This window comes from Alphaproteobacteria bacterium (genome assembly GCA_040218575.1).
Lineage (GTDB): Bacteria > Pseudomonadota > Alphaproteobacteria > JAVJRE01 > JAVJRE01 > JAVJRE01.
In genome coordinates this window covers 125,628-139,214 of the sequence record JAVJRE010000007.1, presented here as the reverse complement: position 1 = coordinate 139,214, position 13,587 = coordinate 125,628, and the positions used below count along the sequence as shown (strand labels likewise).

At 66.2% G+C, this 13,587-nt stretch carries 12 protein-coding genes; 5 read left to right on the top strand and 7 right to left on the bottom strand.

Annotated elements, in window-relative coordinates; all coding sequences use genetic code 11:
* Nucleotides 1-57: 57 nt before the first annotated feature.
* The 3 genes from RIE31_10125 to RIE31_10115 all read right to left on the bottom strand — a co-directional run bounded on the left by RIE31_10125 (nucleotide 58) and on the right by RIE31_10115 (nucleotide 2,909).
* A complete protein-coding gene (locus tag RIE31_10125; GenBank protein MEQ8640941.1) occupies nucleotides 58-1,446 on the bottom strand; it encodes an MATE family efflux transporter in 1,389 nt (462 codons plus the stop codon).
* Between the two features lie 172 nt (nucleotides 1,447-1,618).
* Nucleotides 1,619-2,098, bottom strand: a complete 480-nt coding sequence (gene ssb, locus RIE31_10120) for a single-stranded DNA-binding protein (GenBank protein ID MEQ8640940.1) — start codon at nucleotides 2,096-2,098, stop codon at nucleotides 1,619-1,621.
* 109 nt (nucleotides 2,099-2,207) lie between these two features.
* Entirely contained in the window at nucleotides 2,208-2,909 is a 702-nt protein-coding gene (locus RIE31_10115; GenBank protein MEQ8640939.1) for a class I SAM-dependent methyltransferase, read from the bottom strand.
* A gap of 278 nt (nucleotides 2,910-3,187) precedes the next feature.
* On the opposite strand from RIE31_10115, the gene uvrA reads away from it, so the two are divergent.
* On the top strand, nucleotides 3,188-6,160 hold the full coding sequence (gene uvrA, locus RIE31_10110; protein ID MEQ8640938.1) for an excinuclease ABC subunit UvrA: 2,973 nt from the start codon (nucleotides 3,188-3,190) through the stop codon (nucleotides 6,158-6,160).
* Between the two features lie 56 nt (nucleotides 6,161-6,216).
* Nucleotides 6,217-6,615, top strand: a complete 399-nt coding sequence (locus RIE31_10105) for a VOC family protein (protein MEQ8640937.1) — start codon at nucleotides 6,217-6,219, stop codon at nucleotides 6,613-6,615.
* Nucleotides 6,616-6,628: 13 nt separating this feature from the next.
* Here RIE31_10105 and RIE31_10100 read toward each other — a convergent pair whose 3' ends face one another.
* Complete coding sequence (locus tag RIE31_10100; GenBank protein MEQ8640936.1) at nucleotides 6,629-7,432, bottom strand: hypothetical protein; 804 nt, start codon at nucleotides 7,430-7,432, stop codon at nucleotides 6,629-6,631.
* Nucleotides 7,433-7,582: 150 nt separating this feature from the next.
* Here RIE31_10100 and RIE31_10095 point away from each other — a divergent pair, with 150 nt between their 5' ends.
* Entirely contained in the window at nucleotides 7,583-8,794 is a 1,212-nt protein-coding gene (locus RIE31_10095; GenBank protein MEQ8640935.1) for an adenylate/guanylate cyclase domain-containing protein, read from the top strand.
* Between the two features lie 205 nt (nucleotides 8,795-8,999).
* The gene (gene trmFO, locus RIE31_10090) at nucleotides 9,000-10,388 is read left to right on the top strand and encodes a methylenetetrahydrofolate--tRNA-(uracil(54)-C(5))-methyltransferase (FADH(2)-oxidizing) TrmFO (GenBank protein MEQ8640934.1); all 1,389 of its coding nucleotides are present in this window, start codon (nucleotides 9,000-9,002) and stop codon (nucleotides 10,386-10,388) included.
* Nucleotides 10,389-10,413: 25 nt separating this feature from the next.
* Here the strand turns inward: trmFO and RIE31_10085 are convergent, their stop codons facing one another.
* Entirely contained in the window at nucleotides 10,414-11,286 is an 873-nt protein-coding gene (locus RIE31_10085; protein MEQ8640933.1) for a squalene/phytoene synthase family protein, read from the bottom strand.
* Between the two features lie 301 nt (nucleotides 11,287-11,587).
* On the opposite strand from RIE31_10085, the gene RIE31_10080 reads away from it, so the two are divergent.
* Nucleotides 11,588-12,112, top strand: a complete 525-nt coding sequence (locus tag RIE31_10080; protein ID MEQ8640932.1) for a urate hydroxylase PuuD — start codon at nucleotides 11,588-11,590, stop codon at nucleotides 12,110-12,112.
* Nucleotides 12,113-12,135: 23 nt separating this feature from the next.
* Here RIE31_10080 and RIE31_10075 read toward each other — a convergent pair whose 3' ends face one another.
* Both RIE31_10075 and secF read right to left on the bottom strand, forming a co-directional pair.
* Nucleotides 12,136-12,606, bottom strand: coding sequence for an Mth938-like domain-containing protein (locus RIE31_10075; GenBank protein MEQ8640931.1), 471 nt, complete (start codon nucleotides 12,604-12,606; stop codon nucleotides 12,136-12,138).
* A gap of 14 nt (nucleotides 12,607-12,620) precedes the next feature.
* Entirely contained in the window at nucleotides 12,621-13,583 is a 963-nt protein-coding gene (gene secF, locus RIE31_10070) for a protein translocase subunit SecF (GenBank protein ID MEQ8640930.1), read from the bottom strand.
* Nucleotides 13,584-13,587 lie beyond the last annotated feature (4 nt).

Below are 13,587 nucleotides of genomic sequence, written 5' to 3'. Positions count from 1 at the left end.
GCCGGGCCCGGCAGGCGTCGGCGATGGAGCCTGGAATCGGCTCAAACCGGGCCTCGTTCAGACATCCCCGGCCAGCACCTCGGGTGGTCGCCGACTCAGCACGAAAAAGCGCGCCGACAACAGGCCGACACTGACGATGCTGGCGATGATGATGGCCTCGATCAGGCCCCGTGTGCCGCGTTCCAGAGTGATCGCCAGCAGCCAGCCCAGCGGCAGCATGATGACGATATAGCTGACCACATGACACAGGGTCGGCATCCAGGTGTCGTGCATGGCGCGCAGGGTGGTGGCCATTACCCCCTGCCCGCCGTCGAAGATCACCGCGAAGGCGGTCAGAATCAAAAGCGGCGTGGCGGCCGCGATCAGGGCCGGGTCTTCGGTGTAGAATGAGGCAATGGCTCCGGCAAACGGCGTCACCACCAATGCCGCCAGCAACAGGCAAACAACCGTATTGGCGGCCAGCCCGGTCCAGCCGGCAAAGGCGGTCTCGTCGCCATCGCCGTGGCCGATGGCATAACCCACCCGCACGGCCGTTGCGAAACCGGTGCCCAGCGCCACCATGAACAGCATGCCCAGCAGATTGAGGCTGATGGTGTAGACGCCAACGGCGATGACGCTGATGGCGCTGGCATACAGTGTCATGGCGGAGAATGCGGCGGCCTCGGCCAACTGGCTGACGCCATTGGCATAGCCGAGCCGTCGTTCGCGCGTCGCCCGCCGCCAGCTTCCCGGCCGTGGCCGGCGCAACGCAAAGGCGCTGCGGCCGGGCATCAGCCACAGGATATAGGCCAGCAACGCGCCGGCCATGGCCCAGCGCAGGATGGACGAGGCCAGGGCCGAACCATCGGCGCCCAGCGCCGGCAGGCCCCAATGGCCATAGACCAGCAGCCAGTTGAGCAGGATATTCAGCAGGTTGGCGCCGACCATCAGAACCATGGCCGGACGCGGCCGCTTGATTCCCTCCAGGAAGAAAGCGGCCATCATGAACAGGGTGGCGCCAGGCAAGCCGAGAGCAAAGATGCGTGTGGCGCTGGCGGCGCCGGCCACCATATCGGCGCTGCCGGCGGTCAGGCTGAACAACGGTTCCGGCCAGGCCATCAGCACCATCGCCGCCACGCCCAGAACAAAGGCGTAGCGTACGCCGCGCCGGAAGACCTCGCCGCACAGGTCCGCATCGCCTGCGCCATAGGCCCGCGAGGTGGAGGCGACGGTGCCGATCAACAGGCCGATGGCGCCGATCATGACGGTGAACAGCACCGCGTTAGCGAGACCCAGATAGGCCAGGTCGCCGGCGCTGTAGCGTCCGACCATCATGGTGTCCACGGTGATCATGATGGTTTGGCCGGAGCGCGCCAGGATCATCGGCACCGCCAGTCGGGTCAGGTCTTTAAGGTGGCGGCCGAGGCGCGGCCGGAAGGCCAGGGACTCCGGCGGGGTCGTGCTCATGGCGGGAATGCCGGGTTTTATGGCCCGCTCGCCCCTGTGGCGCGGGCCAGGCTGCGCCCTGCTTGGTGCGCCGCGCCGTTCTTATGCCTTGGGCCCGCCCGGCCGTCCAGTAGTCCGTTGCACAACGGTCTCGCCGGCCATCAGCCCGGCCTGCTCTCAGCCCGGCCTGCTCTCAGAAAGGAATGTCGTCGTCCAGATCGGCCGCGCCGGCGCCCATGGACTGACCACGCCCACTATCATCGGCCATGGCCGGTTCGTCATAACCGCTTGCCGAACTGCCACCCGACGACGCGCCGTCGCCGCGGCCGCCCAGCATGGTCAGCTCGCCACGGAAGCGACGCAGCACCACTTCCGTGGAATAACGATCCTGGCCGGACTGATCCTGCCACTTGCGGGTTTCAAGCTGGCCTTCGACGAAGATCATGGAGCCCTTGCGCAGATACTTCTCCGCCACTTCCACCAGCTTGTCGTCGAAGATCACGACCCGGTGCCATTCGGTCTTCTCGCGGCGCTCGCCGCTCTGCCGGTCGTTCCACCGCTCGCTGGTGGCCAGGGTCATGTTGCATACCTTGCCGCCGTTCTGGAACGTCCGCACTTCCGGGTCGCGTCCCAGATTTCCGACCAGAATCACCTTATTGACGCTGCCTGCCATGTGCTGTCTCCCGACCTGTTCGGCGTTCCCGCGGGCTCAACCCTGCTGTCGCCGATCCTACACAGGCCGGCCGCCGGCCGCGACCCGCAGCCCCATCCCCGCTGGCCCGCTAGGCAGGCTTGCGGGCGGCGACAATACCGCGGGTGCCGGCCAGGGTAAGGACCGTTGCCGTCAGGCCAAGCGCGCGCAGGGAGGCCAGGAACCAGTCCAGATTGGCGGCGGTCTCGCCGCTGCCGGTGCGGTTTTCTGAGGCCGATTTCTCGGCCACGGGCGCTTCCGCCAACTGGCGTCCCTGTTCAGCCCAGAAGGCCCGGTAATCGTCCATCAGCCGGTCGTCGGATGGGGCGAAGCGGTCGAGGGTCAGGAACAGGCCGCCCGGCAACAGAGCATCGGCCATGACCTTCATCTGGCGGGCTTTCTCATGATCGGGGAAATGGTGGAAGCTCTGTACGCACAGCGCCACGCTGATCGGCGTCGCCGCCAGGTCCGCCGCCTCAAGTGTGGTCAGGTCCGCCTGCAGAGTCCGCACCCGACTGCCGAACGGCGCCAGTCGCTCACCGGCTCGCTTCAGACAGGCGGCGGAATAGTCGATCTCCAGCACCTGGACCCTTTCATCCCGACCCAACAGCGGTTCCGCCACCAGCCCGGTGCCGCAGGCATAGTCAGCGATCCAGCTTGCCGGCTGCCAGGCGGCGGCGGCCAGCGCCGCCAGATAGGCCACCTGGGAGTCCCGCTCCGGCCAGCGCGCATGGTTGGCGCTGTCCCACTCCGCAACGAATTCGGGTTTATGCCAGCGGTCGCTGTCAGCCATGTCATCGTCTCTCTGTATGCGTAAAAAGGGGGAGCGTAAAAGAGGGCTTAAGGCGGGAGAGTATAGGGGGTTAATGCGGATTGCCCGAAAAAGGGGCCCAAACAGTGGCCGCCGCCGCCCGCCTGGTCAACCGGCCCGGTCGATCCGTCTGCCAGTCGGCCGGACCTGACCAACGGGCCCATGGGCCATGGGGAGTCGATTCAGGGCGCCGGCAAACCTATATTGATGAAACACCGGATGATTTCCGGTCCCGCCCCACCCCCGAGCCAAAGCAGGCCATGAGCGCACCTCCGCATCAGACCCATATTTCCGTGCGCGGAGCCAGAGAGCACAACCTCAAGAATATCGACGTGGAGATTCCGCGCGACCAGCTGGTGGTGGTCACCGGCCTGTCGGGCTCCGGCAAGTCCTCCCTGGCCTTCGACACCATCTATGCGGAGGGTCAGCGGCGCTATGTGGAAAGCCTGTCAGCCTATGCCCGCCAGTTCCTGGAGCTGATGGAAAAGCCGGACGTGGACCAGATCGAGGGCCTCAGTCCGGCCATTTCCATTGAACAGAAGACCACCTCGCGCAATCCCCGCTCCACCGTCGGCACGGTGACGGAAATCTATGATTATCTGCGCCTGCTTTATGCGCGCATCGGCGTACCCTATTCGCCGGCCACCGGCCTGCCCATCGAAAGCCAGACCGTGTCGCAGATGGTTGATCGTGTGATGGCCATGCAACCGGGAACCCGCCTCTACCTGCTGGCGCCGGTGGTGCGCGGCCGTAAGGGCGAATACCGCAAGGAGATCGCCGACCTGCAGAAGCGAGGTTTCCAGAGGCTTCGCGTCGACGGGACCATTGTCGAGATCGATCAGACTCCGACTCTCGACAAAAAGCGCAAGCACCACATCGAAGTGGTGGTGGACCGCGTTGTCGTCCGCGATGACCTGGCCGGTCGTCTGGCGGAATCCTTCGAGACGGCGCTGGAGCTGGCTGACGGCATTGTCTGGGCCGATGACGCGGACAGCGGAGAGCGCACGGTCTTCTCCGCCCGCTTCGCCTGTCCTGTTTCCGGCTTTACCATCGACGAGATTGAGCCGCGCCTCTTTTCCTTCAACAATCCGCACGGCGCCTGCCCGGCCTGCGACGGCCTCGGCACCACCATGTTCTTCGACCCTGAGCTGATTGTGCCGGATGAGTCGAAAAGCTTGCGGGATGGCGCCATCGGGCCATGGGCCGGCTCGTCATCGCAATATTACGGCCAGACCCTGGATTCCATCGCCCGTCACTTCAAGGTGTCGGTCAAGACCGCATGGAGCGACCTGCCCGAGGCGGTGCGCAAGGCGGTCCTGTTCGGCTCCGGCGCAACGCCTGTCACCATGAAATACGACGATGGCCTGCGCACCTATAAAACCAGCAAGCCGTTCGAGGGTGTCATTCCCAATATGGAGCGGCGCTGGCGCGAAACCGATTCGTCATGGGTCCGCGAGGAGCTGGGCAAGTATCAGAACATCAGCCCGTGCGGCGTCTGTCAGGGGCGTCGGCTGAAGCCGGAGGCGCTGGCCGTCAAGATCGCTGGCCATGACATCAGCCAGGTGGCGGAGTTTTCCATAGCCAGTGCCGTGCGCTGGTTCGGCACTCTTGAGTCGCGTCTCAGCGCCAAGGAAAACGAAATCGCCCGGCGCATCCTGCGCGAAATCAACGAACGGCTGGGCTTTCTCAACAGTGTCGGGCTCGACTATCTGGCCCTGTCACGTAACTCCGGCACCCTGTCGGGCGGCGAAAGCCAGCGCATCCGTCTCGCCTCACAGATCGGCTCCGGCCTGACCGGTGTCCTCTATGTGCTGGACGAACCGTCCATCGGTCTGCATCAGCGCGACAATGCCCGCCTGCTCTCCACCCTGGTGCGGCTGCGTGATCTGGGCAACACGGTCATTGTGGTGGAGCATGACGAGGAAGCGATCCGCAGCGCCGACTGGCTGGTGGACATGGGCCCCGGCGCTGGCGTTCATGGCGGTCATGTTATCGCCTCTGGCCTGCCCGATACGGTCTTTGCCAATCCTGACAGCCTGACCGGCCAGTACATCACCGGCATGCGTCAGGTGCCCCTGCCGGCGACACGGCGGCCCGGCAAGATCGTCGGCGGCAAGCGCCGTGAGGTGCGCATCATCGGTGCTACCGAACACAATCTTCAGTCGGTTAACGCGGCCATTCCGCTTGGCGCCTTTACCTGCGTCACCGGTGTATCGGGCAGCGGCAAGTCCACGCTGATTCTGGAAACCCTGTATAAGGCCATCGCCCGCCGGGTCATGGGTGCGCGCGATCATCCCGGCGCTCACGAGCGTATCGAGGGACTGGAATACGTCGATAAGATCGTCGATATCGACCAGTCCCCGATCGGCCGCACACCGCGCTCGAACCCGGCCACCTATACCGGCGCGTTCACGCCTATCCGCGACTGGTATGCAGGTCTGCCCGACGCCATCGCCCGTGGCTACAAGCCGGGCCGGTTCTCGTTCAACGTGCGCGGTGGCCGCTGTGAGGCGTGTCAGGGCGACGGCGTCATCAAGATCGAGATGCACTTCCTGCCGGACGTCTATGTCCAGTGCGAGGAATGCCATGGCAAGCGCTACAATCGCGAGACTCTGGAAGTCCGCTTCCGCGGCAAGTCCATCGCCGACGTGCTGGATATGACAGTGGAGGAAGGCCTGGAGTTTTTCCGCGCCGTGCCGGCCATTCGCGACAAGCTGGATACGCTTAATCGCGTGGGGCTTGGCTATATCCATGTGGGCCAGTCGGCGACGACCCTCTCCGGCGGCGAAGCGCAGCGGGTGAAGCTGGCCAAGGAACTGTCACGGCGGGCCACTGGCCGCACGCTCTATATTCTCGATGAGCCCACCACCGGTCTGCACTTCGAAGACGTGCGCCGCCTGTTGGAGGTGCTCCATGCCCTGGTTGAGCAAGGCAACAGCGTAGTGGTGATCGAACACAATCTGGAGGTCATCAAGACCGCCGACTGGATTATCGATCTGGGGCCGGAAGGCGGCGACGGCGGCGGCCGCATCGTTGCCGCCGGAACGCCGGAAGACGTGGCAGAGGTGGCCGAAAGCTATACCGGCCAGTTTCTCCGCCCACACCTCAGGCGACCCCTGCAACAGCGTGTGGCGGCGGCGAAAGCGGGTCCGGCGGTTGCCCAACCGCGTAAGGCGAAAACCGGCCGCGCCAAAGGTCGCCCGCGCAAGGCAACCGCCAGCGCCGCCCGCTAGGCGATCAGGGCGATGCGTTCAGGCGCGGAACGGCGCGTCAAAACGGAGGACGGTCCATGGGTCGTGTCATCCACTTCGAAATCCACGTCACTGACGTGGCGCGCGCCATCGCATTCTACGAAACCGTCATGGGCTGGCGGATCAGGCCCTGGAACGGCGAGAGCGACGGCTACTGGCTGATCGAAACCGGCGAGCACGGCACAGCCGGCATCGACGGCGCCCTGATGCTGCGCCATGGCCCCGCCCCGGTTGATGGACAGCCCCTCACCGGCTTCATGTGCACTGCGGAGGTGGCCGATGTGGACGGCGTGACCGCTGCCGCGGAAAAGGCCGGCGGTAGAGTCGCCTTGGCCAAACGGCCTATCCCCGGCGTCGGCTGGCACGCCTGCATCCACGACAGCGAGGGCAATATTCTGGGCCTGTTGCAGCCGGACCCGGCCGCCGCCAGCGGCTGATTTCGGCTTGCCCTTAACTGCCGCTTTGGAGTGCGTCCCAGTAGGTCTTGTTGAGATCGCCGATCATCTGGTCATGCCGCGCCGCCAGGCAGTCACGCATGGTGAATCGACCGCCGTCCGGCGCTTTCGCCAGACACGTGTCATAGGCCTGCCGCGCGCCGGTCCGCCCGGCCTGTGCCGCCGTGCCCAGGGTGATGTCCCACAGGCCATTGCGCTCGCTGGCGCTCTCCCGTTCCGCCAGTGGCAGGGCGTTGACCAGACGGGCGGTCAGCAGCGCCGCCCCTGCCGCTTCCGTGTCGCCCTCGACGATTCGCCGGCCCAGGGGGCGCAGCACGTCTTCGGCCAGGGCCAGGTCTATCGCCGTGTGCGGCAGGCTGAATTGCCCGGCTTCATCCGCCACCGCAACGAAAACGTCCGGCGCCACGCTGACCGCCGCACTGACCAGTCCCAGTTGTCGCAGCGCCGCGCCACGCACGGTCACCTGGATGGCCGAGTGGCCGCGCAGCGAGGTGATCGCCACCATCTCGCCCGCCGGTACGCTTATGGTCTGGCCATCGGCCGTCATGCCGGTCAGGACGAAGTCATCGGCATTGCGCGCCTCATAGCGCGTTCCCCTGGCCGGCGCCCGGCGTTCCGGCTCCAGGCAGAAACTGGTCAGTTCCGCATGACACTGACCATAGCGGCACTGCAGAGGCACAGCCACCGGGGTCGTCAGAACGGCCAGCAGTTGCGGCGCCCGATTAAGGGCGCTCTCGGCCGAACCAAAAGGAAGCAGCGATGTCAGAGCAAGGGCTGACAGAAGCAGCAGGCGACGCATGACGTCTTCTCCTGTTCATGTCGAAATGCCTGCCGGATGCAGGCCAGCGATGAACTCTAGCGGCTCCGGGCCGCAGTCGTCAAAAGGTCCCGTGATCAGGCTTGTCGGACGAACCTGCCCCTGGCCGGCTTCCGTCTGTAGACTGCGGTCATGACTCCGCCAAGCCAGGTCGCAGGCCGGCCCCTGTCGGCCGCCGCCGCGGCCGCCACGCTCCGTGCCTGGCTGCTGGGCCCGGCCCGCGCCATCGACGACACCGGCGACCTGCTGGCCGGCCTGGCCGTGCGTCTGCAGGCGGTGGGTGTCCCGGTCTGGCGTCTGACTGTCCACAACCGTCAGCTCCACCCCCTGCTCTTTACCCGCGCCTATTACTGGGTGGACGGCAAGGGCACCAGCCAGGTGCAGCGGCCGCGCGATGTGGAGGGCACCAACTTCTTCATCAACAGCCCCGTCGCCCGCGTCTTTGCCGGGCACGGTCCCGCCCGCTATGACCTGGAGCACATGGTCGCACCGCGCGAATTCCCGCTGCTGGACGATCTGGCGGCCGACGGCATTACCCACTACGCCATCTGGCCGCTGGACAGCAGCGAAGGCACCGCCGCCATGGCCTTCACCGCCTCGACGCGACAGGCCGGCGGCTACGGCAAGCGCGCGCTGACGATCCTCGATCAAACCCTGCCGGTGGTCGCGCCGCTGATCGAGCTGATCCAGCGCCGGCTCAACGCCATTGCCATTCTCGATACTTATGTGGGCCACCACGCCGGGGCGAAAGTGCTGGCCGGCAGTATTCACCTGGGCGACGGCGAAACTATCGAGGCAGTGCTGTGGTACTGCGACATCCGTGATTTCACGGCCCTGTCGGAAACCCTGCAGCGCGATGCGCTGATCGACACCCTGAATGGCTTCTTCGAATGTGTTGTGGATCCGGTGCAGGAACTCGGCGGCGAGGTGCTGAAGTTCGTCGGCGACGCCATGCTCGCCATATTCCCCTTGTCGGGGGATTCGCGGGCCAGACGAACCGCGGCGCAGAAAGCGCTGGATGCGGCCAATGCGGCCCGCCGCCGTGTGGAGGAATGGAATACTGGACGGGCCGGTGGCGGCGCGCCGCAAATCCGCTTCGGCATCGCCTTGCACGCCGGCGATGTCATGTATGGCAATATCGGCGGCGATGGTCGCCTCGACTTCACGGTCATCGGCCCGGCGGTCAATCGCGTGACCAGAATGGAGAAGTTCTGCTCGGCCTGGAATACGGCGCTGGTGGCTTCGGCGGAGTTCGTCGCCCTCTGCCCGACTCCGTTCCAATCGCGCGGCGAGTGCGCTCTGCGCGGCATCGCCCGGCCAGTGGAGTTGTTTACGCCCGCCTGATCGCCATAGCCAACTGCGATGCCCGCTCCTGATGCCGGGTTCCGTATCGGGCCCTGACTCCTGCTCCCTTTGAGGTTCCGGCCCTCTTATACTCATTGCCGGGCGCTGGCTGGCGTCCTATGTCTCGGACTTCGTACCCAATGGCTCAAACCCGTCCCTCCGATTCCGCTCTTCCCTCATTCCTGCCCCGCCCAAGGATTTCCCCATGACCCCTGATCTGCCGCCGGTTCATATTGTCGGTGGCGGCCTCGCCGGCTCCGAAGCGGCCTGGCAGGTCGCCCGCGCCGGCGTTCCGGCGGTGCTCCATGAAATGCGCCCGCTGCGCCCGACCGCGGCTCACGCCGGCGACAGCCTGGCGGAGCTGGTCTGCTCCAACTCCTTCCGCTCCGATGATGCTGAAAGCAATGCGGTGGGCCTGTTGCACGAGGAAATGCGCCGCTGCGATTCGCTCATCCTGGCGGCGGCGGACGACAATCGTGTGCCGGCCGGCTCGGCCCTGGCGGTGGACCGGGTTGGTTTCGCCGCCAAAGTCACAGCCCGACTGGAGTCCCATCCCTTGGTGACGATCCGCCGCGAGGAAATCGGCGGGCTGCCGCCGTCCGACTGGGACAATGTGATTGTCGCTACGGGTCCCCTTACCTCACCGGATCTCTCCGCCGCCATCGCCGACCTGACCGGTGAGACCTCCCTTGCCTTCTTCGACGCCATTGCGCCGATTGTTCACCGCGACAGCATTGATTTCTCCATCGCCTGGTTTCAGTCGCGCTATGACAAGGGCCTCACGGAAGGCTCCGGCCAGGCCGGGGACTACATCAACTGCCCGCTCGACGACGTGCAGTACAGGGCCTTTATCGAGGCGCTGAACACGGCCGAGACCACGCCCTTCCACGAATGGGAGAAGGACACACCCTATTTCGAGGGCTGCCTGCCGATTGAGGTCATGGCCGGGCGCGGGCCGGAGACATTGCGTTTCGGCCCCATGAAGCCGGTCGGCCTGACCGATCCCCGCACCGGCCGTCGCCCCCATGCAGTGGTTCAGCTTCGCCAGGACAATGCACTCGGCACGCTGTTCAACATGGTCGGCTTCCAGACCAAGATGCGACATGGCGAACAGGTGCGCGTGTTCCGGACGATCCCCGGGCTGGAGCAGGCGGAATTCGCCCGCCTCGGCGGAGTTCATCGCAATACCTTTCTCAACAGCCCGCGCCTGCTCGACCCGCTGGCCCGCCTCAAAGCCGATCCCCGGCTACGCTTTGCCGGGCAGATCACCGGCGTCGAAGGCTATGTGGAAAGCGCGGCCATCGGCCTGCTGACCGGCCGCTTTGCGGCGGCGGAGCGGCTGGGCCAGGTGCCGGACCAGCCGCCTCTGACCACCGCGCTCGGCGCGCTGCTCGGCCACATCACCGGTGGCGCCAGGGCCGACACGTTTCAGCCCATGAACGCCAATTTCGGCCTGTTCCCGGATCTGGCACCGGAAATCCGCGATGCTCGTGGCAAACCGCCCCGCGGCATGGACCGCAAGCACCATCTGACGCGCCGTGCCCTGTCCGACCTGGCGGCGTGGCTGGATGACAGTGTTGCCGCCGTGGCCTGACCCCATGGTCGGGGCCCTGGCCTGACTAGGACCGCCGGCTCAACCCGCGCCAGACCATGCCGGCGCGACGCCACACCGGCCAGGGGTCGCTGGCCACCCGCCAGGGGTCGTGGTCTGCCCGCTGCAGCCGGCCAAGGTCGCGCCGGGCAACCCCCGCCAGCAGCGTGATCGGCCGCGCCGCGGCTCCACCGCCAACACGGTCCGGGTGGGCCGGGCCGGCCAGCAAACGGCGGGCTTCCTGCGCCACCTCCTGCACCACCTTCCCCAGGCCGGCCGAACCGGCGGCACTGGCTGGCGCTACGCCATGATGGGCCAGCCGGTCGGCCGGCAGGAACAGGCGGCCGTGGCCAGCCCAGCGCGGCAGGTCCAGCAGCAGCCGAGACAAGCCGACGCCTTGCGCCATGCGGGCGAAAGCGCCACCCGGTGAAGGCGCACCAGCCAGATCGTGGATCAGCCGCATCGCCTCGCCCCAGGTGGCATCGGCAAAGCCGGTCAGTGCCGCCATGTCCCGTGGCGGCTCGCCGCCGGTGGCGAAGTCCGTGGCTGCCAGCATGGTCTGAAATTTTCTTTCCTGGTCAGGGCTTTGCACAGCGAAGCTGGCCAGGAGCCGGAGCACCGGTTGCGCCGCGACGCCGGTTGTGGGAGCGCCGCCTGAATGGCTACCGGGTGTCCGGGCCAGGGCGTCAGTCCACCAGGCAAGCCGCAGGCGGGCCGCCGCCGGTTCTCGCACGGTTGCCGGAATGCGCAGCAGTTCGTTCAGCAGGCCGAGCGCCGCCGCGCCGGCCATACGGGCTTCCGCCGGCGTCAGCAGAACCGCCAGATAGGAATCCCGGTCCAGGTCCCGGAGGTGGGCCAGACTCTGTGTGGTATCAGGCCGCGCCTGCGGGTCGTCGGTCACCGGCTGAATCCTGTTTCGTTTCGGCCGACGCCGGCGGCTGACCACGGGACTGCCGTCTTTTCCTGCAGATGACCTTTTCCCTGCCCCGGCCCGTCACTATACTCCGGCCAAGTCAAATTGACGCACCCAGGGGGAGTTCTTATGGGCAGCATTCTGCAATCACTCACCGGCACGGTCGTTTCTGGCGTCGTGCTGCTGGTGGTCCTGGTCATCATCGCCAATCTGATCGGCGCCTGACCACCGGCCGACACGGTTCTAACAAGAGGGGAGGCCCGCTGTGGAAGGGGCAATGCATATGGGTATGGGTGAGTTTGTCAGTGTTGAATGGTGGACCTTCATGGTCCGCTGGGCGCACGTCATTTCCGGCGTCATGTGGATCGGTCTGCTCTGGTACTTCAACTTCGTCCAGATTCCGAGCATGCCGAAGATCCCGACGGAGCAGCGCCCGGCCATCAGCAAGGTCATCGCGCCGACCGCCCTCTTCTGGTTCCGCTGGGCCGCGTTGTCCACGGTCGTCTTCGGCCTGCTTCTGGCCTGGATGAACGGCTATATCTGGGATGCACTCCTGATCGGCCTCACCGGCACCGGCGGCGTTGGCCATACGGCCATCGGTTTCGGCATGTGGCTCGGCCTGATCATGGCCTTCAATGTCTGGTTCATCATCTGGCCGAACCAGCAGCGGGCCCTGGGCATGGTGCAGGCCGATGACGCGTCCAAGGCGTCATCCGCCAGGACCGCCATGCTGGCCTCGCGGACCAACACCCTGCTGTCCATCCCCATGCTCTACTTCATGGTGGCGGCGCAGAGTCTCTACGTCATTTCCTGATCCGTACCGGATCCAGAATGACATCAGGCGGGGCCTTCGGGCCCCGCCTCTTTCTTGTCCGGCGCGGCGCTTGCCCCGTCCACCGGCAGCGCCATGAGCGCGGCGGCGACACGCCGCCCCTCACTGGCCATCAGGTTATAGCTGCGGCTGGCCGGCGCGGTCGCCATCACATCGGCGATCTGCCCCGCCTTGCGCAGCGCCGCCACCAGGCCGGCCGGCGAGGCGTCCAGCCGCGCGCCGCAACCGATCAGCAGCACGTCCGCCCCACCCAGTCCGCTGAGGGCGGCAATGAGCGACGTCGGCTCGATTCCATCCAGACTGTCTATGGGCCAGGACCGCCAGCCGCTGGGGGTCAGCAGAATGCCTCCGTCCACCCGCTGCCCGGCCAGGTGGAAGCGGCCGGGTCCAACACTGTCTATGGTCAACCGGCCGTCCGCTGCCAGCCTGGCCAGGCGTGTGCTCATGTCGCCACGGCGGCTGGCATCATCGCTCATGGGGCGTGTCGGGTTCAGCCCGGCTCTGCGTCGGTGTCGGCGCCGGAAGCGGCCTCGCCCGCCGCATTGCCGCCGGACCCGGCGGTGCGGTCACCGACTCCGAAAATCAGCAGCAGCGGGACTGCCAGGCAGATCGACGAATAAGTGCCGATGACGACGCCCAGCAGCAGGGCGTTGGCGAATCCGCGGATCACCTCGCCACCCAGCGCGATCAGGGCGATGACCGCCAGCAACGTGGTCAGTGCCGTAATCACCGTCCGGCTCAGGGTCTCGTTGATCGCCTTATCGAACAACTCGCCTAACTCCATGCGCCGATACTTGCGTAGAATTTCACGCACCCGGTCGAACACCACCACCGTGTCGTTGATGCTGTAGCCGGCGATGGTCAGGACCGCCGCGACGGTGGACAGGTCAAACTGCCAGCCCATCAGTGAGAACACGCCGAGCGTGATGACCACGTCATGGCACAGGGCAATGATGGCGGCGACGGAAAACTGCCACTCGAAGCGCAGCCAGATGTAGATCAGGATCGCCAGCATGGCGAGGGTGAAGGCGATGATGCCGTCGCGGATCAGGTCGGCGCTGACGGTCGGTCCCACCAGCTCCGTGCGTCGATAGTCCGCCACATCGCCTTCCAGGGCGGCCCGCACCACCTCCAGTGCTGCGGTCTGCGCCTCGTCGCCCCCGGGCTGGCGCTGAATGCGGATCAGCACAACATCCTCCCGCCCGAACTCCTGCAATGACACCGCCCCAAGACCAAGCCCGCCCAGGTCGGCGCGCAACTGGCCGAGATTAGCCGGCCCCGCGGTCTCCACCTCCAGCACGATGCCGCCGGCGAAATCGATGCCGAAGTTCAGGCCGCGCCCCGCCAGAAGCGCCACCGACGCCAGGATCAGGCCGATGGACAAGGCATAGAACAGACGCCGCCGCGGGATGAAACCCACATGCGTGTCGTCGGGGATGAGGTGCAGTGCCATGGTG